This window comes from Pseudomonas baltica, assembly GCF_031880315.1.
Taxonomy (GTDB): Bacteria; Pseudomonadota; Gammaproteobacteria; order Pseudomonadales; family Pseudomonadaceae; genus Aquipseudomonas.
This window is the reverse complement of the sequence record NZ_CP134771.1, coordinates 3,355,149-3,376,994: the sequence shown is the minus strand read 5'-3', so window position 1 is coordinate 3,376,994 and position 21,846 is coordinate 3,355,149. Positions and strand designations below refer to the sequence as shown.

Annotated in this window: 22 protein-coding genes; 9 read left to right on the top strand and 13 right to left on the bottom strand. The window is 62.0% G+C overall.

Annotated features, from left to right (window positions below; translation table 11 throughout):
- Positions 1 to 13 precede the first annotated feature (13 nt).
- Both REH34_RS14990 and REH34_RS14985 read right to left on the bottom strand, forming a co-directional pair.
- On the bottom strand, positions 14 to 424 hold the full coding sequence (locus tag REH34_RS14990; RefSeq protein WP_311968293.1) for a hypothetical protein: 411 nt from the start codon (positions 422 to 424) through the stop codon (positions 14 to 16).
- A gap of 140 nt (positions 425 to 564) precedes the next feature.
- On the bottom strand, positions 565 to 981 hold the full coding sequence (locus tag REH34_RS14985) for a hypothetical protein (protein WP_311968292.1): 417 nt from the start codon (positions 979 to 981) through the stop codon (positions 565 to 567).
- Between the two features lie 103 nt (positions 982 to 1,084).
- Between REH34_RS14985 and REH34_RS14980 the strand changes: the two genes are divergently transcribed.
- Positions 1,085 to 2,167 (top strand): aminopeptidase, encoded by a 1,083-nt coding sequence (locus REH34_RS14980; RefSeq protein WP_311972096.1) that lies wholly within the window; start codon positions 1,085 to 1,087, stop codon positions 2,165 to 2,167.
- Between the two features lie 101 nt (positions 2,168 to 2,268).
- On the opposite strand, the gene REH34_RS14975 is transcribed toward REH34_RS14980, so the two are convergent.
- Both REH34_RS14975 and REH34_RS14970 read right to left on the bottom strand, forming a co-directional pair.
- The gene (locus tag REH34_RS14975) at positions 2,269 to 2,922 is read right to left on the bottom strand and encodes an HAD family hydrolase (protein ID WP_311968291.1); all 654 of its coding nucleotides are present in this window, start codon (positions 2,920 to 2,922) and stop codon (positions 2,269 to 2,271) included.
- A gap of 13 nt (positions 2,923 to 2,935) precedes the next feature.
- Complete coding sequence (locus REH34_RS14970; protein ID WP_226503765.1) at positions 2,936 to 3,484, bottom strand: gamma carbonic anhydrase family protein; 549 nt, start codon at positions 3,482 to 3,484, stop codon at positions 2,936 to 2,938.
- A 91-nt stretch (positions 3,485 to 3,575) separates the two neighbouring features.
- Here REH34_RS14970 and prlC point away from each other — a divergent pair, with 91 nt between their 5' ends.
- From prlC to REH34_RS14945, 5 genes are all read left to right on the top strand, one after another.
- The gene (gene prlC, locus REH34_RS14965) at positions 3,576 to 5,627 is read left to right on the top strand and encodes an oligopeptidase A (RefSeq protein WP_311968290.1); all 2,052 of its coding nucleotides are present in this window, start codon (positions 3,576 to 3,578) and stop codon (positions 5,625 to 5,627) included.
- Positions 5,624 to 5,887 (top strand): YheV family putative zinc ribbon protein, encoded by a 264-nt coding sequence (locus REH34_RS14960; protein ID WP_226503763.1) that lies wholly within the window; start codon positions 5,624 to 5,626, stop codon positions 5,885 to 5,887. The genes prlC and REH34_RS14960 overlap by 4 nt, the downstream gene beginning before the upstream one ends.
- Before the next feature lie 118 nt (positions 5,888 to 6,005).
- Positions 6,006 to 8,039: a M3 family metallopeptidase gene (locus REH34_RS14955; protein WP_311968289.1), complete on the top strand. Its 2,034-nt coding sequence runs from the start codon at positions 6,006 to 6,008 to the stop codon at positions 8,037 to 8,039.
- 126 nt (positions 8,040 to 8,165) lie between these two features.
- Positions 8,166 to 9,224 carry a PA0069 family radical SAM protein gene (locus REH34_RS14950; RefSeq protein ID WP_311968288.1) on the top strand — a complete coding sequence of 353 codons (1,059 nt, stop codon included), beginning with the start codon at positions 8,166 to 8,168 and terminating at the stop codon, positions 9,222 to 9,224.
- A gap of 268 nt (positions 9,225 to 9,492) precedes the next feature.
- Entirely contained in the window at positions 9,493 to 10,221 is a 729-nt protein-coding gene (locus tag REH34_RS14945) for a carbonic anhydrase (protein ID WP_226503760.1), read from the top strand.
- A gap of 33 nt (positions 10,222 to 10,254) precedes the next feature.
- Here REH34_RS14945 and REH34_RS14940 read toward each other — a convergent pair whose 3' ends face one another.
- Positions 10,255 to 10,476: a hypothetical protein gene (locus REH34_RS14940; RefSeq protein WP_311968287.1), complete on the bottom strand. Its 222-nt coding sequence runs from the start codon at positions 10,474 to 10,476 to the stop codon at positions 10,255 to 10,257.
- Between REH34_RS14940 and REH34_RS14935 the strand changes: the two genes are divergently transcribed.
- Positions 10,475 to 11,995 (top strand): SulP family inorganic anion transporter, encoded by a 1,521-nt coding sequence (locus tag REH34_RS14935; protein WP_226503759.1) that lies wholly within the window; start codon positions 10,475 to 10,477, stop codon positions 11,993 to 11,995. The two genes, REH34_RS14940 and REH34_RS14935, sit on opposite strands and share 2 nt — an antisense overlap.
- A gap of 58 nt (positions 11,996 to 12,053) precedes the next feature.
- Here the strand turns inward: REH34_RS14935 and REH34_RS14930 are convergent, their stop codons facing one another.
- A complete protein-coding gene (locus tag REH34_RS14930; RefSeq protein ID WP_226503758.1) occupies positions 12,054 to 12,695 on the bottom strand; it encodes a hypothetical protein in 642 nt (213 codons plus the stop codon).
- Positions 12,696 to 12,993: 298 nt separating this feature from the next.
- On the opposite strand from REH34_RS14930, the gene REH34_RS14925 reads away from it, so the two are divergent.
- A complete protein-coding gene (locus REH34_RS14925; protein WP_311968286.1) occupies positions 12,994 to 13,626 on the top strand; it encodes an SCO family protein in 633 nt (210 codons plus the stop codon).
- 123 nt (positions 13,627 to 13,749) lie between these two features.
- On the opposite strand, the gene REH34_RS14920 is transcribed toward REH34_RS14925, so the two are convergent.
- The 3 genes from REH34_RS14920 to REH34_RS14910 all read right to left on the bottom strand — a co-directional run bounded on the left by REH34_RS14920 (position 13,750) and on the right by REH34_RS14910 (position 16,346).
- The gene (locus REH34_RS14920) at positions 13,750 to 14,523 is read right to left on the bottom strand and encodes a MetQ/NlpA family ABC transporter substrate-binding protein (protein WP_226503756.1); all 774 of its coding nucleotides are present in this window, start codon (positions 14,521 to 14,523) and stop codon (positions 13,750 to 13,752) included.
- A gap of 144 nt (positions 14,524 to 14,667) precedes the next feature.
- On the bottom strand, positions 14,668 to 15,339 hold the full coding sequence (locus REH34_RS14915) for a methionine ABC transporter permease (RefSeq protein ID WP_226503755.1): 672 nt from the start codon (positions 15,337 to 15,339) through the stop codon (positions 14,668 to 14,670).
- A complete protein-coding gene (locus tag REH34_RS14910; RefSeq protein WP_226503754.1) occupies positions 15,339 to 16,346 on the bottom strand; it encodes a methionine ABC transporter ATP-binding protein in 1,008 nt (335 codons plus the stop codon). The genes REH34_RS14915 and REH34_RS14910 overlap by 1 nt, the downstream gene beginning before the upstream one ends.
- Positions 16,347 to 16,587: 241 nt before the next feature.
- Between REH34_RS14910 and katE the strand changes: the two genes are divergently transcribed.
- Positions 16,588 to 18,741 (top strand): catalase HPII, encoded by a 2,154-nt coding sequence (katE, locus tag REH34_RS14905; RefSeq protein WP_260524735.1) that lies wholly within the window; start codon positions 16,588 to 16,590, stop codon positions 18,739 to 18,741.
- 188 nt (positions 18,742 to 18,929) lie between these two features.
- Here katE and REH34_RS14900 read toward each other — a convergent pair whose 3' ends face one another.
- The 4 genes from REH34_RS14900 to zur form a co-directional block, all read right to left on the bottom strand.
- Entirely contained in the window at positions 18,930 to 19,640 is a 711-nt protein-coding gene (locus REH34_RS14900; protein WP_311968285.1) for a PA5502 family lipoprotein, read from the bottom strand.
- Positions 19,641 to 19,760: 120 nt separating this feature from the next.
- A complete protein-coding gene (znuB, locus tag REH34_RS14895) occupies positions 19,761 to 20,546 on the bottom strand; it encodes a zinc ABC transporter permease subunit ZnuB (protein WP_226503751.1) in 786 nt (261 codons plus the stop codon).
- Positions 20,539 to 21,336 (bottom strand): zinc ABC transporter ATP-binding protein ZnuC, encoded by a 798-nt coding sequence (znuC, locus tag REH34_RS14890; protein ID WP_311968284.1) that lies wholly within the window; start codon positions 21,334 to 21,336, stop codon positions 20,539 to 20,541. The genes znuB and znuC overlap by 8 nt, the downstream gene beginning before the upstream one ends.
- Entirely contained in the window at positions 21,336 to 21,818 is a 483-nt protein-coding gene (gene zur, locus REH34_RS14885) for a zinc uptake transcriptional repressor Zur (protein ID WP_226503749.1), read from the bottom strand. Before zur ends, znuC begins: the two co-directional genes overlap by 1 nt.
- Positions 21,819 to 21,846 lie beyond the last annotated feature (28 nt).

The window sequence follows — 21,846 nt, the reverse complement described above, 5'->3', positions numbered from 1 at the left end:
GTAGCCGCTGCAGTCAGTACAGACAGCTTTGCTGATTGTCGTCACCGACGATAGCGCCACTGGCGTCGTGCAGCCTTGCCTCAGGCGAAATCCCCAGCACCCATCCTTCCAGACGATACCGTTGACCGGCCTTGAAGTCCGGATACTCCACGCGCATGTAGCAGGTGCGGTATTGCGGATCGTTCCATCTCGCCCCCCAGGTGACCTCGTAATCGAAGCGAATCAGCAAGGTGTGCGGCCCAGGGGTGACCTGAAAGTAACGGCCGTCATCCAGGCGTTTGCCGTCCAAGCGTTCGGCCATGACCAGTCGGCCGGTCTGGGTGTAGAGGTCGATCCAGGCCATTTGCGGATTTTCGGGCGGCAGCGGCGGTAACGTGCAAGCGCTCAGCAAGCTGACCAGTGACAGGGGAAGCAGGTGGCGCATGGCGGACTCCGCGGGTGATGTACGAAGCATATCACCGCTCAAGCCCCACGACCCTCCTGTGGTAGCGGGCGCTGCTCGCTAGCAGGCCACAGCATCGCTGCACCTCTTGCGCTTAACCTAGGCTTAGTCTCCCCGCTACCTCAAGCGCTCTGGCAGCCGGCCGGTTTGGCTTGGCCAACTACCTTGCGCTGCTGGTCATAGAGTTTCGCCCACGGCTGAAAGCCCAGGCTGCCGGCTTCCAGCTCATAGCGCTCGCCCGCATTGAAGGTCTTGAAGTTCAGGCTCAACTGGCAGTCGCGCCACAGGGTTTCGCTGTTGGGGCCAATATTGGTGGGATCGACGGCAAACTGATAGCGTACTTTGAGTTCATGGCTGCCGGGTTGTACTTCGAAATAACGTTTGTCGGTCCAGTCATGGGCGTCCACTTGTTCAGCACGCAGCGAGGTGTCTGCCTTGGGGTGCAGGTCGATCCAGGCTTGGTTAGGATCGGGATCGGGCAGGGTGCTGCAGCCGGACAGCATGGCCATCACCGTACAGACGAACAATATTTCACGCATGGCAAAACTCCGAAGAGGCAACATGGTGCCCTGCCCGCCTATAGCGTCGTGACTGACAACTCGGACGGATTTTGTACATAGGGCAGGACAACCGATGGCGCAGATGGGATTTTTTTCGTTGGTACGCTCAAACCTTGGCTCACTCGACCGTTTTTTTCGGGTGTTGGTTCCCTTGGCGCTCCTCGGGCTGCTCAGTGGTTGCTCCACCCTGAGCTATTACGGGCAGCTGGCGGACGGCCAGTGGCAGCTACTGCGCGGGCGGCAGCCGGTGACCGCCGTCATCGCTGATCCAGCCACCGACGCCAGGTTGCGCGCGCGCCTCGAGCGCTCTCAGGCGGCGCGGGATTTCGCCAGCCAGCACCTGCATCTGCCGGATAACCGCAGCTATCGGTTGTATGTTGATATCCATAGACCGTCAGTGGTGTGGAACGTGTTCGCGACGGCGGAGTTTTCCCTCAATCCGCAAACCCACTGCTTCCCTATTGCCGGCTGCGTGGCGTACCGCGGGTATTACAGCCAGGGCGCGGCTCGAGGGGCGGCGGCGTTACAGCGCCAGCAGGGCATGGATGTCTATGTGGGGGGCGTAGAGGCCTATTCGACCTTGGGCTGGTTCGATGACCCCATCATCAGCTCGATGATGACCTGGGGCGATGAGCGCCTCGCCACGCTGATTTTCCACGAGCTGGCCCATCAGAATTTCTACGTGAAGAACGACACCGAATTCAATGAATCCTACGCCACCTTCGTTGAGCAGGAAGGCACTCGACAATGGCGTGTGGCGCGGGGGCTGGCGCCGGCCAACGTCGATCTGAGCCGCCAGCTGGACCAGTTTACCCAGCTGGTGCTGGAGACACGCGCGCGCCTGCAGCAGCTCTATGCGCAGCCATTGAGCGCTGATCCCATGCGCAGCGCCAAGGCGGCGGAGTTTCAGCGCCTGCGCCAGCAGTATGAAGTCCTGAAGATGAGCCAGTGGGGCGGCAAGGGGCGGTTCGATGCCTGGGTGTATTCGCCGCTGAACAACGCCAAGTTGCTGCCGTTCGGGCTGTACGACCAGTACGTGCCGGCGTTTGCGCAAGTGTTCAAGCAGGTGAACGGTAACTGGCTGGCGTTTTATGCCGAAGTCAGACGCCTGGGCGGGTTGCCGGCGGCTGAGCGCAAGGCATTCCTCCAGCAATTGATGCGCTGAGGCTGATGGCCCCTTCGCGGGCAGAGCCCGCTCCCACGTTGGCCGCATTCACCTGTGGGAGTGAGTTCTGCTCGCGAAGGGGCCGTGAGCTCGCCGCTGGCCTATGGCATTTGCAGGAACGCGCCACGCAACTCGGCCAACGTCTCGAAATGCCAAGTCGGCTGCTCGGCCTGCAGCTCTTCCCGACTGCCAAACCCATACCCCACCGCCGCCACATCCAGGCCGTTGAGCTTGCCACCGATCAAATCATGCTTGCGGTCGCCAATCATCAAGGTATGCACGGGATCAAGCCGTTCCTGCTCGAGAATGTGCCTAATCAGCTCGACCTTGTTGGTCCGTGTGCCGTCCAGCTCGCTGCCGTAGATCACCTTGAAATGCCGAGCGAAGTCGAAATGTCGGGCGATCTCGCGGGCGAATTCCCACGGCTTGGAAGTGGCGATATACAGGTGTCTGCCCTGCGCTACCAAGGTCTCCAGCAAGTCCACGACGCCATCGAACACCTGGTTTTCGTAAATGCCGGTCACTTTGAAGCGATCACGATAATGATTCAGCGCCTCCCAGCCCCACGCCTCGTCGAAGCCATAGGCAAGCATGAACTGCTCCAGCAGCGGCGGTCCGATAAAATGCTCCAGCGCCACCAGGTCCGGCTCGTCGATACCCAGCTTGGCCAGCGCATACTGCACCGAGCGGGTGATGCCCAGGCGCGGGTCGGTCAGCGTGCCATCGAGGTCGAACAGAATATTTTGATAATGCATGAGGGTCCCGATCTTATTCGCTCTGGTCGAAGCCTTCGGCCAGGTGTTGGTCCTTGAGCTTCACGTAGTTGCCTGCGGTGTAGGTAAAGAACGCCCGCTCTTTGTCGGTCAACGGCCGTGCCTGTTTGACCGGGCTGCCGACGTAGAGATAACCACTCTCCAGCCGCTTGCCCGGCGGCACCAGGCTGCCGGCACCGATGATCACCTCGTCCTCGACCACTGCGCCGTCCATCACGGTGCTGCCCATGCCCACCAGAATGCGACTGCCCAGAGTGCAACCGTGGAGCATGACCTTGTGGCCGATGGTCACGTCGTCGCCGATGATCAGGGGGAAGCCCTCCGGATTGAACGGCCCCGCATGGGTGATGTGCAACACGCTCGCGTCCTGCACGCTGGTGCGCTGGCCGATCCGGATGCGGTGCATGTCGCCGCGGATTACCGTCAGTGGCCACACCGAGCTGTCGGCGCCCAGTTCGACATCGCCGATGACCACCGCCGAGCGGTCGACGAAGACCCGCTCGCCCAGCGCTGGCGTGTGCTTGTGGAATGTACGAATGGCCACGATAGTCTCCTTCTTTGATAGCGATAGCTGCGGTCAGCGTCGATTGTAATTAAGATGTCCCAGTGTTTCTTCTCAGCCAAGGTGTTTAACCGTGAGCGCGAACAATCCGCTTCTGCAGTCCTACGACCTGCCACCGTTCTCTGCGATCCGTCCAGAGCACGTGCAACCAGCGATTGAACAGATCCTGGCCGACAACCGCAAAGCCATCGCCGAGCTGCTGGCCAACCAGGGCAGCCAACCGACCTGGGCCGGCCTGGTGCTGGCCATGGACGAACTCAACGACCGTTTGGGCGCCGCCTGGAGCCCGGTCAGCCACCTCAATGCCGTGTGCAACAGCCCTGAACTGCGCCAGGCCTACGAAGGCTGCCTGCCTGCACTGAGCGCCTACTCCACCGAGATGGGCCAGAATCGCCAGCTGTTCCAGGCCTTCGAAGCACTGGCCAATGGCCCTGAAGCGGCGGGCTTCGACATCGCCCAGAAAACCATCCTCGAGCATTCGCTGCGCGATTTCCGCCTGTCGGGCATCGACCTGCCGCCTGAGCAGCAGAAGCGCTATGCCGAAGTGCAGAGTACCCTCTCGGAGCTTGGCAGCAAATTCTCCAACCAGTTGCTGGACGCCACTCAGGCCTGGACCAAGCACGTCACTGACGAGGCCAAGCTCGCCGGCCTGACCGACTCGGCCAAGGCGCAAATGGCCGCGGCGGCCAAGGCCAAGGACCTCGACGGCTGGCTGATCAACCTCGAGTTCCCCAGCTACTACGCGGTGATGACCTACGCCCATGACCGCGCACTGCGTGAAGAGGTCTACGCGGCCTACTGCACCCGCGCCTCGGATCAGGGCCCGAATGCCGGCCAGAACGACAACGGCCCGGTCATGGAGCAGATCCTCGACCTGCGCCAGGAGCTGGCCAGCCTGCTGGGCTACGCCAACTTCGCCGAACTGAGCCTGGCCACCAAGATGGCCGAGTCCAGCGATCAGGTGCTGAGCTTCCTGCGCGATCTGGCCAAGCGCAGCAAGCCGTTCGCTGCGCAGGACCTGCAACAGCTGCGGGCCTATGCCGCCGAGCAGGGCTGCGCCGATCTGCAAAGCTGGGACAGCGGCTTCTACGGCGAAAAACTGCGCGAGCAGCGCTACAGCGTGTCTCAGGAAGCCCTGCGTGCGTACTTCCCGATCGACAAGGTGCTCGGCGGTCTGTTCTCTATCGTGCAACGCTTGTACGGCATCGAGATTGCCGAGCAAAAAGGCTTCGACACCTGGCACCCGGACGTACGTCTGTTCGAGATCAAGGAAAACGGCCAGCACGTCGGGCGCTTCTTCTTCGACCTGTATGCCCGCGCCAACAAGCGTGGCGGGGCCTGGATGGACGGCGCCCGCGATCGTCGCCGCACCCTGGACGGCGTGTTGCAGAGCCCGGTGGCCAACCTGGTGTGCAACTTCACCCCCGCCGATGCCGGCAAGCCCGCGTTGCTGACCCACGATGAAGTCACCACGCTGTTCCACGAATTCGGCCATGGCCTGCATCACCTGCTGACCCGCGTCGAGCATGCTGGGGTATCCGGCATCAACGGCGTGGCCTGGGATGCGGTCGAGCTGCCGAGCCAGTTCATGGAAAACTGGTGCTGGGAGCCCGAGGGCCTGGCGCTGATCTCTGGTCACTACGAGACCGGCGAAGCCTTGCCCCAGGACCTGCTGGAAAAAATGCTCGCCGCCAAGAACTTCCAGTCCGGCTTGATGATGGTCCGCCAGCTGGAGTTCTCGCTGTTCGACTTCGAGATGCACGCCACCCACGGCGATGGCCGCAGCGTGGCGCAAGTGCTGGAAGGTATTCGCGACGAAGTCTCGGTCATGCGTCCACCGGCCTACAACCGCTTCCCTAACAGCTTCGCGCACATCTTCGCCGGCGGTTACGCGGCGGGTTACTACAGCTACAAGTGGGCTGAAGTGCTGTCGGCGGATGCGTTCTCCAAGTTCGAGGAAGAAGGCGTGCTCAACGAGCAGACAGGGCGTGCCTTCCGTGAAGCCATCCTGGCCCGCGGCGGTTCTCAGGCGCCGATGGTGCTGTTCGTCGACTTCCGCGGTCGCGAGCCTTCCATCGATGCGTTGCTGCGCCATAGCGGCTTGAGCGAGGACGCGGCGGCATGATCACCAAGAAGCGCTTTATCGCCGGGGCAGTGTGCCCGGCGTGCAGCGAGCCGGACAAACTGATGATGTGGAGCGTCGATGACGTTCCCCACCGGGAATGTGTGGCCTGTGGCTATGCCGACACCCTCAACGAGCAAGGCAACTCGGTGCCGAGCGAACTGGGGACGCGGGTCAACAAGCCGGCGCCGAAGGTGGCCAACCCGAAAGTCCAGGTCGTGCAGTTCTTCCCGAATCCGAAGCTGAAAAAACCCGCTGAGTGATACCCTGAAAACGGCAGCCTTGGGCTGCCGTTTTCATTGATTCATCTGCGGTATATGGCCAATACCGATCACCCCTTGCGCGTCCCCATTCTGGTGCCCCACCCGAATGGACACGAACATGAACGACAACCCGCTGCTCAGCTCTCACGCCCTTCCCCCTTTCAGTCGGATCCGTGCCGAACAGGTCGGCCCGGCGATCCAGCAACTGCTCAAGCGCAATCTCGAACAGCTCTCGCATATCCTCATCGAACACCAGGTCGAGCCCACCTGGGAAGGCCTGATGCAGCCTTTGGAAGATATGGACCAGCGCTTGCTGGCGCTGATCATGCCCCTTGCCCGGCTGGCCGACGAAGCCGATCAGGGTGCACTGGCTGAGGCTTATGAGTCTGGCATGAGGCAGGTCATCCTCTATCAAACCGCGCTGCGGCAGAACGCCAGCCTGTTTGGCCTGCTGCAAAAACTGCAGGAGAGCCCTGCTGCTGCCGGGTATTCCCCTGAGCGTCACTATGCCCTGACCTATTGGCTCAGGGACGCGAGGTTGTCCGGTATCGGCTACGAGCAGCAGGTGCGCTACCGCATGCAGGGCTTGCAGCTGGAGCTCAACACGCTGTTCCAACGTTTTGGCCAAAACGCCCAGGCAGCTCACGAGGCCTGGTTCAAGGATTTCAGCGATGAAACAGACCTGGCCGGGCTCACCGCCGTTCAGCGCCAGGCCCTCGCCGACGAAGCATCGCAGCAGGGTGCTGCGGGTTGGCGCCTGACACTCGGCACACCCTTGGTCAGGGACGTGCTGTCCCATGCTCACAGCCGTGCGTTGCGCGAAGAAGTCTATCTGGCGTATTACTCCCAGGCCTCGGACCAGAGCCCGTCGGTGGGTGCGCCGGACAACGGCCCGGTCATCGAGCGCATTCTTGCCGCGCGGCTCGAACTGGCCAATCTGCTGGGGCATGAAAGCTACGCCCAGCGAGCGATGGCCACCCGCATGTTCGATACGCCGCAAGAAGTCGAGCGCTTGTTACTGGCCTTGCTGGCCGAAATTCGGCCGGCGGCCCAGGCGGAGCTAGAGCAACTGCGCGATATGGCCGAGCACGCCGGCGCCCCCGAACTGCAAGCCTGGGACATCGATTACTATCAGGAGCTGTATCGTCGGGCGCACTTTGGCGTGTCCGAAACGGCGGTCCGTGACTACTTCGCTGTACCGACAGTCCTGCAAGGGCTGGCTTCTCTGGTACAGCAACTGTTCGATGTAACAATGGGCGAGGTAGCGGATGCCGATACCTGGCATAGCGATGTCAGGGTTTTCGAGTTGCAGGCCGGTGACGCAACGCTGGGTTACGTCTACTTCGATCTCTACCCGCGCGTTGGCAAGTCGCCGGGTATCTGGATGCAAGGCTTGCGCGACCGGCATCGATTCGCCGATGGCAGCCTGCAACTGCCTTTGGCGCACCTGGGCTGCGACTTCATCAAGCCCGGCGATGACGACGCGCGGCTGAGCCTGAGTCAGTTGGTGAACCTGCTGCACGAGTTTGGTCATGTGCTGCATCATGTGCTGACCCAGGTCGACCATGGCAGCGTTGCAGGCATCAAGGGTGTGGCCGAGGATGCAGTCGAGTTCCCCAGCAGCTTGTTCGAGTTATGGGCGCAGGAGCCCTCGAGCGTTGCGCTGATGTCGGCACACAGGCTGACCGGTGAGCCGATTGCCGAAGAATTTCTGGGCCGCGTGCTGGCCTCGCGACGCGCGTTCCAGGCCACGCAGATGTTGCAGCAGATCGAGTTTTCGCTGCTGGACCTGCGTCTGCACATGCAGCCACGCGAGCCGGTGCTGATGCCGGTGCTGGACAGTGTGGCCGCCGCGGTGCAGGTGCTGCCCGTGCCAGCGGCCGTGCGTTATGCCCACTCATTTATTCATCTGTTCGGCACTGAAGACTATGCCTCGGGTTATTACACCTATGTGTGGTCACAGGTGCTTGCGGCTGAAACATTCGCGCGTTTTCGGCGCGAAGGGGTGATGTCGGCGCAGGTTGGCGAGCAACTGCGCGAGTTGATTCTGAGCAAAGGCGGGACACTGCCGATTGGCCAACTGCTGGAGCGGTTCACTGGTCGGCGGCCGGGGATCGAGGCGTTATTGGTCAATATGGGGCTGGCAGGCTGACACCCGACGGCCCTCGGTAAGGCCGAGGGCCGTGCGGTTAAAGCGTCGGCCGTTTTTCCGCTGGCTGGCGCCTTGCCGATGGCAGACCTTCGCTATACTGTATGCCTGTACAGTCTGGAGCGCCCTATGTCATCCTCTCTCCCTCCCCGCGGGCGCGGCACCGCGAGCAATCCTCACAACCGCTTCGCGCCTAACCGCTCCGTGGCCGAGGACGACGGCTGGCACCAGGAGGCGCCGGTCACGCAGGGCACCGAGGTGATGTTCGAGACCGCCAAGACCATCATCACCCGCAACCAGTCCCCGGACCTGCCGTTCGATCGCTCCATCAATCCCTACCGCGGCTGCGAGCATGGCTGTATCTATTGCTACGCCAGGCCCAGTCACGCCTATTGGGACATGTCCCCGGGCCTGGATTTCGAAACCCGCCTGATCGCCAAGACCAACGCCGCCGACTTGCTCGAACAGCAATTGAGCAAGCGCGGGTATGTGTGCGCGCCCATCAACCTGGGCTCCAACACCGACCCTTATCAGCCGATCGAGCGCGAGCAACGCCTGACCCGGCAACTGCTTGAAGTGCTGCTGCGCTATCGGCATCCGGTGACCATTGTCACCAAGGGGTCGTTGATTTTGCGCGATCTCGACCTGCTCAAGCAGCTGGCGGAGCAGCGGCTGGTGTCGGTGATGATCAGCCTGACCACGCTGGACGACGAGCTCAAACGCATTCTCGAACCCCGCGCAGCGGCCCCCAAGGCGCGTCTGCGGGCCATACGCGTAATGCGTGAAGCCGGTATCCCGGTGGGGGTGCTGTGTTCGCCGATGATTCCGATGATCAACGATATGGAGTTGGAGCACCTGCTGGCCGAGGCCCACGCGGCCGGCGCGGTGAGTGCCAACTACATGATGCTGAGGCTGCCGTTGGAGGTGGCGCCGCTGTTCGAGGAGTGGCTGCATGCCCATTATCCGCAGCGCGCCGAACACGTATTGAGTCTGATCCGCCAAAGTCGCGGCGGCGAGCTTTACGACAGCCGCTTTGGCAGCCGGATGCGCGGCGAGGGCGTGTTCGCGCAATTGCTGGCCCAGCGTTTCGCCAAAGCGATCAAGCGTTTCGGCCTGGAGCGCCGCGAGGGCTATCGGCTGGACTGCACGGCGTTCTGCCCGCCGGGGCAGCAAATGTCACTGCTCTGATGTCCAGCCCCACCTGTAGCGAGGAGGCTTGCCTTCAAAAATGGTGTGCAATAGCCAGTATCCAATGGGTAAAGATTTAGGACGTGTCTGATTGCAATCTTTAAAATGTTGAATATCTCTTATTCAGGTTCAATTAAGTTTGACCCGGTAGTTTCACTAGCGAACGACCCGTAGGGTCCCAGATTCCCGCATTACCAGGTTGGGTGTAGCATCAGGTTCGGTATTTCACCTGTTAACCCTATGGCCCGACCGTCAGAGAGGATGAAGTATGCCCGACCGCGACCATGACAAGGTTCCAGCCCCCCACAGCCACGAAGGTTGCGAGAGCGCCGATGAGGCCCTTCGGCACATCGTCGATGGCTTCCTGCATTTCCATCACGAAGTGTTCCCGGAGCAGCAAGAGCTGTTCAAGAAGCTGGCCACGGCGCAGGCGCCGCGTGCGATGTTCATCACCTGTGCCGACTCGCGCATCGTTCCTGAACTCATCACCCAAAGCTCGCCCGGCGATCTGTTCGTCACCCGCAACGTGGGTAACGTCGTGCCGCCCTACGGGCAAATGAACGGCGGCGTGTCGACGGCGCTGGAATACGCCATCCTCGCCTTGGGCGTGCAGCACGTGATCGTCTGCGGGCACTCGGACTGCGGCGCCATGCGCGCAGTGCTCAACCCCCAGAGCCTCGACAAGATGCCCACCGTCAAGGCCTGGCTGCGGCATGCCGAGGTGGCGCGGATCGTGGTCGAGGACAACTGCAACTGCACCACCGAAGCCGAAAGCATGCAGGTGCTGACCGAAGAGAACATCATCTGCCAGCTGCAACACTTGCGAACACACCCGTCGGTGGCCTCGCGCATGGCCAGCGGCCAGCTGTTTATCCATGGCTGGGTTTACAGCATCGAAACCAGTGAAATCAAGGCGTATGACGCCGAACAGGATCGTTTCATCCCCTTGGACAGAAACCATCCAATCCCCTGCGCAACGCCCAAAGGTCGCTTCTGACCGACGTTGCATGACATGTAGTTGATGGGCCCTTCAACGGCTGCGCCTGCGTGCGCGGCCCGCTTCGTTGTCGGTGTAGAAAGGCCATACCCATAACAACAAAAACAGATCTGTTGACTGGGCAATGGTGTTGCCGGGCGATTGCCAATCGTTGCCGGCCGCTTTCGCCCAGCGGCGTTTGCGTCGCCGCGAACGCCGCCCTTCGCCACTGACACCGACCGACGGCCCTGCAGGACTTTTCAGGAGAACGGTCATGAATATGGCGCAAATGAAAGCGGCTTTGCCCCGGGAATTGCTGGCCTCGGTGGTGGTGTTCCTGGTGGCGCTGCCGTTGTGCATGGGCATCGCTATCGCATCCGGGATGCCTCCGGCCAAGGGCCTGATTACCGGGATCATCGGCGGTGTGGTGGTGGGCTTCCTCGCGGGGTCGCCGCTGCAAGTGAGCGGTCCGGCAGCAGGCCTGGCGGTGTTGGTGTTCGAGCTGGTGCGCCAGCACGGTATGGCCATGCTCGGGCCGATCCTGTTGCTGGCGGGGTTCCTGCAGCTGCTGGCGGGGCGCTTCAAGCTGGGGTGCTGGTTCCGCGTCACTGCCCCGGCAGTGGTGTATGGCATGCTCGCGGGCATCGGTGTGTTGATCGTGCTGTCGCAAGTGCATGTGATGTTCGACAGCGCACCCAAGCCCTCCGGGCTCGACAACTTGCTGGGCTTCCCCGCGACCTTAGCGCAGGCGATGCCGGTGATGGGCGGCAGCCTGGGTTGGCAGGCCGGTTTGTTGGGGCTTTTGACCATCGCCATCATGTGGTGCTGGGAGCATTACCGGCCGCAATCGTTGCGCTTTGTCCCAGGTGCTTTATTGGGTGTCGGGGCGGCTACCGGGATCAGTCTGGCGCTGGCGTTGTCGGTCAAACGCGTCGAAGTGCCCGCCAACCTCGCCGAGGCTATCGACTGGCTGCGCCCGGCCGACTTGCTCAACCTGGCCGATCCGACGTTGTTGATCGCCGCCTTTGCGGTGGCCTTTATCGCCAGTGCCGAGACCCTGCTGTCGGCCGCGGCGGTGGACCGCATGCACAGCGGTGTGCGTTCGGACTTCGATCGCGAATTGTCGGCCCAAGGTGTGGGCAACATGCTCTGCGGGCTGCTGGGTGCGTTGCCGATGACCGGAGTGATCGTGCGCAGCTCGGCGAACGTTCAGGCCGGGGCCCGCACGCGGATGTCGGCGATCTTGCATGGGGTGTGGCTGCTGGCGTTCGTGGTGATCCTGTCCAGCGTGCTGCAAAGCATTCCGGTCGCCAGCCTGGCGGGCGTTTTGGTGTATACCGGCTTCAAGCTGGTGGACCTCAAGGCGTTGCGTGGTCTGGGCCGTTACGGGCGGATCCCGATGCTCACCTATGGCGTGACCGCCCTGGCGATCATTTTTACCGACTTGCTGACCGGCGTGTTGCTGGGCTTCGCCCTGACGCTGCTGCGCCTCGCATTGAAGGCCGCGCGGCTGAAGATCAGCGTGATCGAGACCGGGCCCAAGCAGGTGGAATTGCGCCTGATCGGGGCCGCGACCTTTCTCAAGGTGCCGGCCCTGACCCGGGCACTCGAAGGTATTGCGCCGGGCACTACGGTGCAGGTGCCGATGGGCTACCTGAGCTACATCGACCACTCCTGCCTGGAACTGCTGGAGGACTGGGGCCGGGCCAACAAGGCCAATGGCTCGCGGATGGAGATTGAAAGCCGTGGGCTGAAGCGGCGGATCGAGGGGCAATTACGGACCAGTGCCGGCTAGAGCAGCGAGTCGCACCTGCGGGAGTGGGCTTTGCCCGCAGGTATATGCACCGTCTGCCTTACTGCTCCAGCGACAGCCCGACGCTCAGCTGGCGTGACATGCACGGCCATTGCTTCCAGGCCGAGCCTGTGTCCGGGCTGGTAAGTTTATCGCGGTAGGCCTCGACCTTTTCCACCTCAAAGCTCTCATCATTGAGCATGTTGTCCACCGAGTGGTGCACTACTTCGTCCAGCTCATTGCCGAAGGCTTCGCCGATCAGTTGATGCACGATCAAGCTGGCTACTGTGGTATCCAGCGGAATCAGCGGCTGGCCGAGGTGTTTGATGTACAGATCGTTGACCTCCTCGACCAGCCGATGGGCCAGATAGGCTTCATCCAGCAGGCAATCCAGGCCCTCATGACCATCCAGTGCCGAGGGCGGGCTGGTGAAGTATTCCTCGGCGATCTTCAGCACCGGTTTGATCTGCGACTCGATACCGGCTTTGCGCGCGACCTCGTTGGCAGCGTCCAGAAGGTCGGGCACCTGCTCGATGTAAGCGCTCACAAAGCGGACTAAAACACCTGCGGCGTCACTGTCGGGCAGATGAATGGCCCGATGCAGATGAGGCAGTTGTTCCTTGAGCTGCTGAGCCAGGCGGCCGCTTTTGGCTTCGTGCTGGTGGGCACTTTTGATCTGCTCGCGCAATGCGGCGGTGTTCATGAACGCTCCGGTTACTGAATAGGCGATAAACGCGACGAAAGTCCTACGATAGCTGGGTTATGACGACTGCTCAGACGCATTTGTCATAATTATTTTCCACGCGTGATAAATGCGTTATATCGAAAGGCCATCATTGCTGTGCAAATTGTACTGAGGCCCGCTCGGTATTGCGCTTCCTGCGTGCCTGTCGGGTGTTGTACCGTAGCGGACTGTCGCGCGTGGCGACCCGGTCCAGCATCAATGGCTTGCTGCCACGGCTCATCGCGTTGCCCCAAGATCACCCCGTTGCGTTGAATGTATGACTCGAACCCAAAAGACCGTTTTCGCGCTGTTCGTCGTGGTGGCGTTGATCCTTGGCGTGGCCGTCAAGACCGTGCTCGACCAGCGTAAAGCCAGCTTCTCGCCCGAGCAGATCGATGCCGGGATCATCCTGCTGCCCCAGAGCCGGGCGATCCCGGCATTGCAGATGACCGATCAGGACGGCCAGCCCGTCAGCCTCGATCAGCTGAAGGGCAAATGGTCTGTGCTGTTCTTCGGCTACACCTTTTGCCCGGACATCTGCCCGACCACCTTGGCGCAGCTGCGGCAGATCAAGGCCGAGTTGCCGAAGACCACCGTCGCGCGCATGCAGGTGATTTTGGTCAGCGTCGATCCGCAGCGCGATACGCCGGCCAAGCTCAAGGAGTATCTGGGGTATTTCGACAAGGATTTCCGCGGCTTCAATGCCCCCGTGTCGGTGCTGGAGTCATTCGCCAAGGCGGTAAGCATGCCCTACGTGCAGCCGGACACCAGCAAGCCGAACTACACGGTGAGCCACAGCGGCAATCTGGCGCTGCTCGGGCCGGATGGCACCCAGCGCGGGTTTATCCGCGCGCCGTTCAGCACGCCGAAGCTGGTGGCGCAGTTACCGGCGGTATTCAAGGGCGATTGAATGTGTGACTGTGCTGGCCCCTCGCGGGCAAGCCTTGCTCCCACAGTGCAAGTAGTGCCAGCGCCTTACACCTGTGGGAGCAAGGCTTGCCCGCGAAGGGGCCGGCAAGCCTGGCATCGATAATCAGAACGCCGGAACCACAGCGCCTTTGTACTTATCTTCGATGAATTTCTTCACCTCGGGGCTGTGCAGCGCCGCAGCCAGTTTCTGCATGGCGGGCGAATCCTTGTTGTCCGGACGGGCCACGAGGATGTTCACGTACGGCGAGCCCGGGCCTTCGATCATCAGCGCATCCTTGGTCGGATCCAGTTTGGCCGCCAGCGCATAGTTGGTGTTGATCAGCGCCAGGTCGACCTGGGTCAGCACGCGCGGCAGAGTGGCCGCTTCCAACTCACGAATCTTCAGGTCCTTGGGATTGGCGGTGATGTCCTTGACCGTCGAGAGGATATTGGTCGGCTCCTTCAGGGTGATCAGCTTGGCACCCTGCAGTAACAACAGCGCACGACCGCCGTTGGTGGCGTCGTTGGGAATGACGACCTGGGCGCCCCCCGGGATTTCGTCCAGTGTCTTGTACTTGGTCGAATAGATACCCAGCGGCTCCAGATGCACGCCAACGACGGCAACCAGATCGGTCCCGCGGGCCTTGTTGAACTCGTCAAGGTACGGTTGGTGCTGGAAGAAGTTGGCATCCATCTGCTTTTGCGCCACTTGCACGTTCGGTTGCACGTAGTCGCTGAACACTTTGACGTTCAGGTCCACGCCTTCCTTGGCCAGTTGTGGCTTGATGAATTCGAGGATCTCGGCGTGCGGCACGGCGGTGGCGGCGACAGTGAGGGTGTCGTTGGCGTGCACGGCAAAAGAGGCCAGGGCGGCAGCGATGGCCAGTAGTTTTTTCATAGGGCTTACTCCTTGTGTAATTCGGTTAGTGCGCGATAGACCCCATGTGGGAGCGAGCGTCGCAAGCGAAGGCCGCGACGCGGTGTCTGGTCGGGCCTGTTCGCGAGCAGAGCCCGCTCGCACAAGGTGGCAGCCTCGTACGCGCTACTTGCGGGAAAAGTGCACCACCAGCCTGTCGCCGATCGATTGCAGTACCTGCACCATGATGATCAGGATGATCACGGTCACGTACATCACGTTGTCCTGGAAACGCTGGTAGCCGAAGCGGATGGCCAGGTCGCCCAGGCCGCCGGCGCCGACCACACCCGCCATTGCGGTATAGGAGACGAGCGTGATGGCGGTGACGGTCACAGCCGCGAAGATCCCCGGCAGCGCTTCGGGCAGCAGCGCGCGCATGATGATCTGCCGGGGCGTGGCGCCCATGGCCTGGGTCGCCTCGATGATGCCGCGGTCGACCTCGCGCAACGCGGTCTCCACCAGCCGCGCGAAAAACGGCGTGCAGCCGATCACCAGCGGTGGAATCGCGCCCATCACCCCCAGTGAGGTGCCGACCAGGAACATGGTGGTCGGGATCAGCACGATCAGCAGGATGATGAACGGCAGCGAACGCAGTACGTTGACCGCGAACGCCAGGGCGGCATAGAGGCCCTTGTGCTCGAACAGTTGGCGCGGGCCGAAGACGAACAACAGCACGCCCAGCGGCAAGCCCAGCACCACGGTGAACAGCAGCGAGGCGCCGAGCATCGTCAGGGTGTCGAGGGTGGCTTGGCCGATGTCGAGCCAGTCGACGTCGGCAAAATAATTCAACAAGTCCATCAGCGCAGTACCTCCATATGGACATCCGCCTCGGTGAAGCGCGCGAACGCGGCGTCCATGTCACCCCCCGTGATGGCCAGGGTCAACTGGCCGTAGGGGGCGTCCTTGATGCGGTCGATGCGGCCGGCGAGGATGCTGTAATCAACGCCGGTCTCGCGCGCGACCGTGCCCAGCAACGGCGCATAGGTCGACTCGCCCTGGAAGGTCAGGCGCACGATGCGCCCCGGCACATGGGCGAAATCGTCGTGCTGCTCGTTTTCGTCGACATTTTCGCTCTCCTGCACGAAGCGCTTGGTGGTTGGGTGCTGCGGATGCAGGAACACTTTGGCCACCGGGCCTTGTTCGACGATCACCCCGGCGTCCATCACCGCGACCTGATCGCAGACCCGGCGGATCACGTCCATTTCATGGGTGATCAGCACGATGGTCAGGTTCAGCTCGCGATTGATCTCGGCCAGTAGCTTGAGTACCGAGGCGGTGGTCTGCGGATCGAGGGCACTGGTGGCTTCGTCGCAGAGCAAAATTTTCGGCTCGGTCGCCAAGGCGCGGGCGATGCCGACGCGCTGCTTCTGGCCGCCGGACAACTGCGCAGGATATTTTTTCGCATGGTCCTGCAAACCGACGCGGGCCAGCAGTTCGGCGACGCGCTGGTCGATCTGCTTGCGCGACAGCTCGCCGGCCAGGCTCAAGGGCAAGGCGACGTTATCGGCCACGGTCTTGGACGACAGCAGGTTGAAGTGCTGGAAGATCATGCCGACACGTTGGCGGAAGCGCCGCAGCTGGTCGGCATTGAACGCGGTCACGTCTTCACCGTCGACGATGATGGTGCCGCCGCTCGGGGTCTCGAGGCGGTTGATCAGGCGCAGCAGCGTGCTCTTGCCGGCGCCGGAGTGCCCGATCAAGCCGAACACCTGGCCCTGGGGAACGATCAGGGAGGTGGGGTGCAACGCCGGGATGTCCCTACCGGCGACGCGGTAGGTTTTATTTACCTGTTGGAACTCGATCACTTAGCGAACCTTGTGGGGCGCATGAATTAGGAGCAGCGGATAGCTGGGCGCGCATTTTAGCCTGTCTGTATAGAGTGTATTAGCATTTATTTCATGGCTATCCCTGCATATTTGGCATAAGGCGATGAGAGGTCATAAATAAAAGGAACGGACAAAATTCCTGACCGGTCATTAGTAGACACCGTGAGGGTGCCGCTGAGCGCGGCGCTTGAATGCAGAGCCCGTTGCAATGGGCCAAACCATGAGGAGTCTAGGTCAGATGACGAAAGCCAAAGCACCAGGAACCAGCCAGCTCGCGGGTACTGACACGCTGGATCGCGCCAATACCAACGAAAAGCTCGAGAGCCTCGAGAAGTTTCGCTCGGATGCCACCGAGCAAGCCTTGCGCACCAACCAGGGCGTCAAGGTCAGCGACAACCAGAACACCCTGAAAGCCGGCGCCCGCGGGCCGTCGCTGCTCGAAGACTTCATCATGCGTGAGAAAATCACCCATTTTGACCACGAGCGCATTCCCGAGCGCATTGTGCATGCCCGTGGCACGGCGGCTCATGGTTACTTCCAGGCCTACGAGTCCCACGCGGCGCTGACCAAGGCGGGCTTCCTCACCGATCCGTCCAAGATCACCCCGGTGTTCGTGCGCTTCTCTACCGTGCAGGGCCCGCGGGGCTCGGGCGATACGGTGCGCGACGTGCGTGGTTTTGCCGTCAAGTTCTATACCGATGAAGGCAATTTCGACCTCGTTGGCAACAACATGCCAGTGTTCTTCATCCAGGACGCGATCAAGTTTCCGGACTTCGTGCATGCGGTCAAACCCGAGCCGCACAACGAGATCCCTACCGGCGGCTCGGCCCACGACACCTTCTGGGACTTCGTCTCGCTGGTGCCTGAGTCCGCGCACATGGTGCTGTGGACCATGTCCGACCGTGCCATTCCCAAGAGCCTGCGCACCATTGAAGGCTTCGGCATTCATACCTTCCGGTTGATCAACGCCGAGGGCAAAGCCTCGTTCGTCAAATTCCACTGGAAGCCCAAGCAGGGCGTTTGTTCGCTGGTCTGGGACGAGGCGCAGAAACTGGCAGGCAAGGACACCGATTTCCACCGCCGCGACCTGTGGGAATCGATCGAGACGGGCGATTACCCTGAATGGGAATTCGGCGTGCAGATCGTCGCCGAAGAGGACGAGCACAAGTTCGACTTCGACCTGCTCGACCCGACCAAGATCATCCCTGAAGAGCTGGTACCGGTGACACCGCTGGGCAAGATGGTGCTCAACCGCAACCCCGATAACTACTTTGCCGAGACCGAGCAGGTCGCGTTTTGCCCAGGGCATATCGTGCCGGGCATCGACTTCTCCAACGATCCGTTGCTGCAAGGCCGGTTGTTCTCCTACACCGACACGCAAATCAGCCGCCTGGGTGGGCCGAATTTCCACGAGCTGCCGATCAATCGGCCGCTGGCGCCCAACCATAACGGCCAGCGCGATGCCATGCATCGCACCACGATCGATAAAGGCCGAGCGTCTTACGAGCCCAACTCGATCGATGGCGGCTGGCCGAAGGAAACCCCTGCCGGGCCGCAGGACGGTGGCTTCGAGACCTATCCAGAGCGCGTCGATGCGCACAAGGTGCGTGAGCGCAGCGAATCGTTCGGCGATCACTTCTCCCAGGCCACGCTGTTTTTCAACAGCATGAGCACGGCCGAGCAGGAGCACATCATCGCGGCGTACAGCTTTGAGCTGGGCAAGGTCGAGCGTGAGCATATCCGCGTGCGCCAAGTGAACGAGATCCTGGCCAATATCGACCTGACGCTGGCCGCCCGCGTGGCCGAGAACCTGGGACTGCCGGCGCCAAAAGCGGCGACCGTACAGACCAAACCGTCGTCGTTGAAGGCCTCGCCCGCGCTGAGCCAGGTCAACTTGCTGTCGGGCGATATCAAGACGCGAAAAGTAGCGATTCTGGTGGCGAATGGCGTCGATTCGGCGGCGATCGATGCGCTGAAGAAAGTGCTTGAAAGCGAGGGTGCCCACGCCAAGGTGCTGGGCCCGACTTCTTCGCCGGTCAAGACGGCCGATGGCAAGACATTGGCCGTGGATGCGTCGATGGAAGGTTTGCCTTCGGTGGCTTTCGATGCCGTCTGGGTGCCTGGCGGTGCGGCTTCGGTAAAAGCGCTAAGCACCGATGGGGTGGCGTTGCACTATCTGCTGGAGGCGTACAAGCATCTCAAGGCGATCGGCATCAGCCCGGACGCCAAGGTGTTGATCGATGCGCTGAAGCTGGACGAAGACGCAGGGTTACTGGTGGGGCAGGACGCCAAGACGTTCAAGGCTTTCGTCCAGGCCATCGCCCAGCATCGGGTATGGGCGCGGGAGCCGAAGGCCAAGGCAGTGCCGGCCTGATACCGGGGGGCGCAACATCGTTGGATGTTGCGCCAGCCGTGCCGCCCTTCGCGGGCAACCCTTGCTCCCACAGCTGTACCACTTCGGTACTGTTTGCACTGTGGGAGCAAGGCTCACCCGCGAGGGGACCCTGAAGCCTCGCCGCGAATCAAGACATCAGCCCCATGGGCCGATATCGCCGCGAAGCCTCAGGGCTTGCTCGGAATCAACACCACGATCGGCCGTTGCCTGGGTTCCAGGTGACGGCCGATTTTCCATTGCAGATCAGGCGCCTGCTTGATCACGCGCTTCTTCAGCAAGCTAGCTAGCCATGGATAATCCGCCGCTCGTGGCACCTGCAGGATCACGTTGCACTTGTAGTTGACGATATCGACCGCAAGATCGTCCAACTGGCTACGTAGCTCGTTGATATCGGCGATGTTCAACTCGATAGGTGTGAAAGCAGCAGTCGGATCCAGCAGCTTTGCCGGCGGGCGCGCCTCGGCGGCTTTCACTGCGGCTTCAGCCTGATCCAGCTCTGCCTTGCGGGCGTGGGCGATGGCACCGTTGACCCCACTGGTAAGCGCGGGCGCGGTCGGCATCAGGGCGCGGGCCCTGGCCAAGGCACTGGCGGCAGCGTTGACATCGCCTTTTTGCAATACCACCTGACTGCGCTGCAGATACGCCTCTGCCAACTGACGCTGGTAGTTCACCAGGCGCTCGTCGGTCGGATTCTGTTTTTGCAGGGCGGTGAGTTGGTCTTCAGCGGTCGCCAGCTCGTTGCTGGTGATATTTTGCGACAGCTGCTGGTACGCCTCGGGTTCGGGCGGCGGCGCAGTATCGGCCGGCTTGGTCTGACAAGCAGCCAACGTCAGCGAAAATAGAACAAGGAGCAGATAACGGGAGGCGTACGGCTTCATTCCTGCGACTCTCTGTTTGCGCAAAAAACGAGCAAGTCTACACCCAAGAGGGCCTAGGAGAAAACCACGCGTGATCTACTCGTTACCTGTGGGAGTGAACAGAGTTCGCTCCCACAAGGATCAAGTGCGCTTGGGCAAGGCAAAGCTGAACAGGAACAGCACCGCCGCGGCGACGACGATGGACGGCCCGGCTGGAGTGTCCTTGAACCACGACATCGCCAGCCCGCTGCACACCGCCACCACGCCCAGCACGCTGGCGCCCACGGCCATCTGTTCCGGGGAGCGAGCGTGACGCTGCGCCGCCGCGGCGGGAATGATCAGCAGCGAGGTAATCAACAGTACGCCGACGATCTTCATCGCCACCGCAATGACGATGGCGATCAGCAGCATCAGCGCCATCCGCAGGGTCGCCACCGGCAAGCCCTCGACCTTGGCCAGCTCTTCGTGCACGGTCATCGCCAGCAGCGGCCGCCAGAGTATCGCCAACAGCACCAGTACCGCTGCACTGCCGCCGAGAATCCAGCCCAGATCAACGGGGCTGATGGCTAGCAGGTCGCCGAATAGATACCCCATCAGATCGATGCGCACGTTGTGCATGAAACTCAGTACGACCAAACCAAGAGACAACGTACTCGGCGCCAGAATACCCAACAGCGTGTCCGACGCCAGGGGTTGGCGTTGCTGCAGGGTCACCAGCAGGATGGCCAGCAACAGGCAACCCACCGTCACCGCCAGTGCCGGGCTGACATCCAGCACGAACCCCAGGGCCACGCCCAGCAGCGCTGCGTGAGACAGCGTGTCGCCGAAATAGGCCATGCGCCGCCAGACCACGAACGACCCCAACGGCCCCGCGACGATCGCCAGCGCCAGGCCGGCGAGCAAGGCATACAACAGAAAATCAGCCATGCTTGCAGCCGTCTCCATGAACGTGGACATGAGCCTGGGGCAGCGCTTCGCCGCCCTCACCCACCACGGCGCCGTGCAGGTCGTGGGCGTGGTCGTGATGGTGGTGGTAGATCGCCAGATTGGCGGCATTCTGGCCGAACAGCGCGACGAAGGCTGGATCGCCGCTGACCTGTTCCGGATGCCCGGAACAGCACACGTGACGGTTCAGGCAGACCACCTGGTCGGTGGTGCTCATCACCAGGTGCAAGTCGTGGGAGACCATCAGCACGCCGCAGCCGTGGCGCTCGCGCAGACGGGTGATCAGGCTGTACAGCTCCAGTTGACCGTTGACATCGACGCCCTGCACCGGCTCGTCGAGCACCAGCAGTTCAGGCTCGCGCAGCAATGCCCGGGCGAGCAGCACGCGTTGCATCTCGCCGCCGGAGATGGTCTGCACGGGGCTGTCGATGACCTGCATGGCACCGACCTCTTCCAGCGCGGCCAGGGCGCGCTTGCGATCGACCCCCGGCACCAGGCGCAGAAAGCGCAGCACCGACAGCGGCAGGGTAGCGTCCACTTGCAGTTTTTGCGGCATGTAGCCAATGCGCAGGCGCGGTTTGCGCCAGACGCTGCCGCTGTCCGGCTTGAGCAGCCCGAGCACGGCGCGCACCAGGGTGGTCTTGCCGGCGCCATTGGGACCGATCAGGGTGACGATCTCGCCGGCGTTGACGCTGAGCTGAACGTTGTCCAGTACGGCCTGACCGGCGAAATTGACCGTGACCTGATCGAGGCTGATCAACGCAGTGCTCATCAGGCCCCCACGCAGGCCGAACAAATCCCGACCACTTCGACCGTTTGCCCTTCGGCACGAAAGCCTACGTTTTTGGCGCCGAGGGTGATGGCTTCGCTGATGCTCGCCTGTTCCAGCTCGATGGCGATGTGGCATTCGCGGCAGATCAGGAATTGCCCTTGGTGCGCATGCTCGGGGTGGTTACAGCCCATGAAGGCGTTGAGCGAGGCGATGCGGTGCACCAGATTGTTGTCGAGCAGAAAATCCAGCGCGCGGTACACGGTAGGCGGCGCGGCGCGGCGACCGTCCTGCTCGCTGAGCACAGCGAGGATGTCATAGGCACCCAGTGGCTTGTGGCTTTGCCAGACCAGCTCCAGCACGCGGCGGCGCAGTGCGGTCAGGCGCTGGCCGCTCTTGGCGCACAGGGCATCGGCCTCCGTGAGCGCGGTGTGCACGCAGTGGGAGTGATCGTGGGGGCGACTGGCCAGGGGAGTTTTTGACATGGGGGCAGCGACGGCTTTTGAGAGAGAC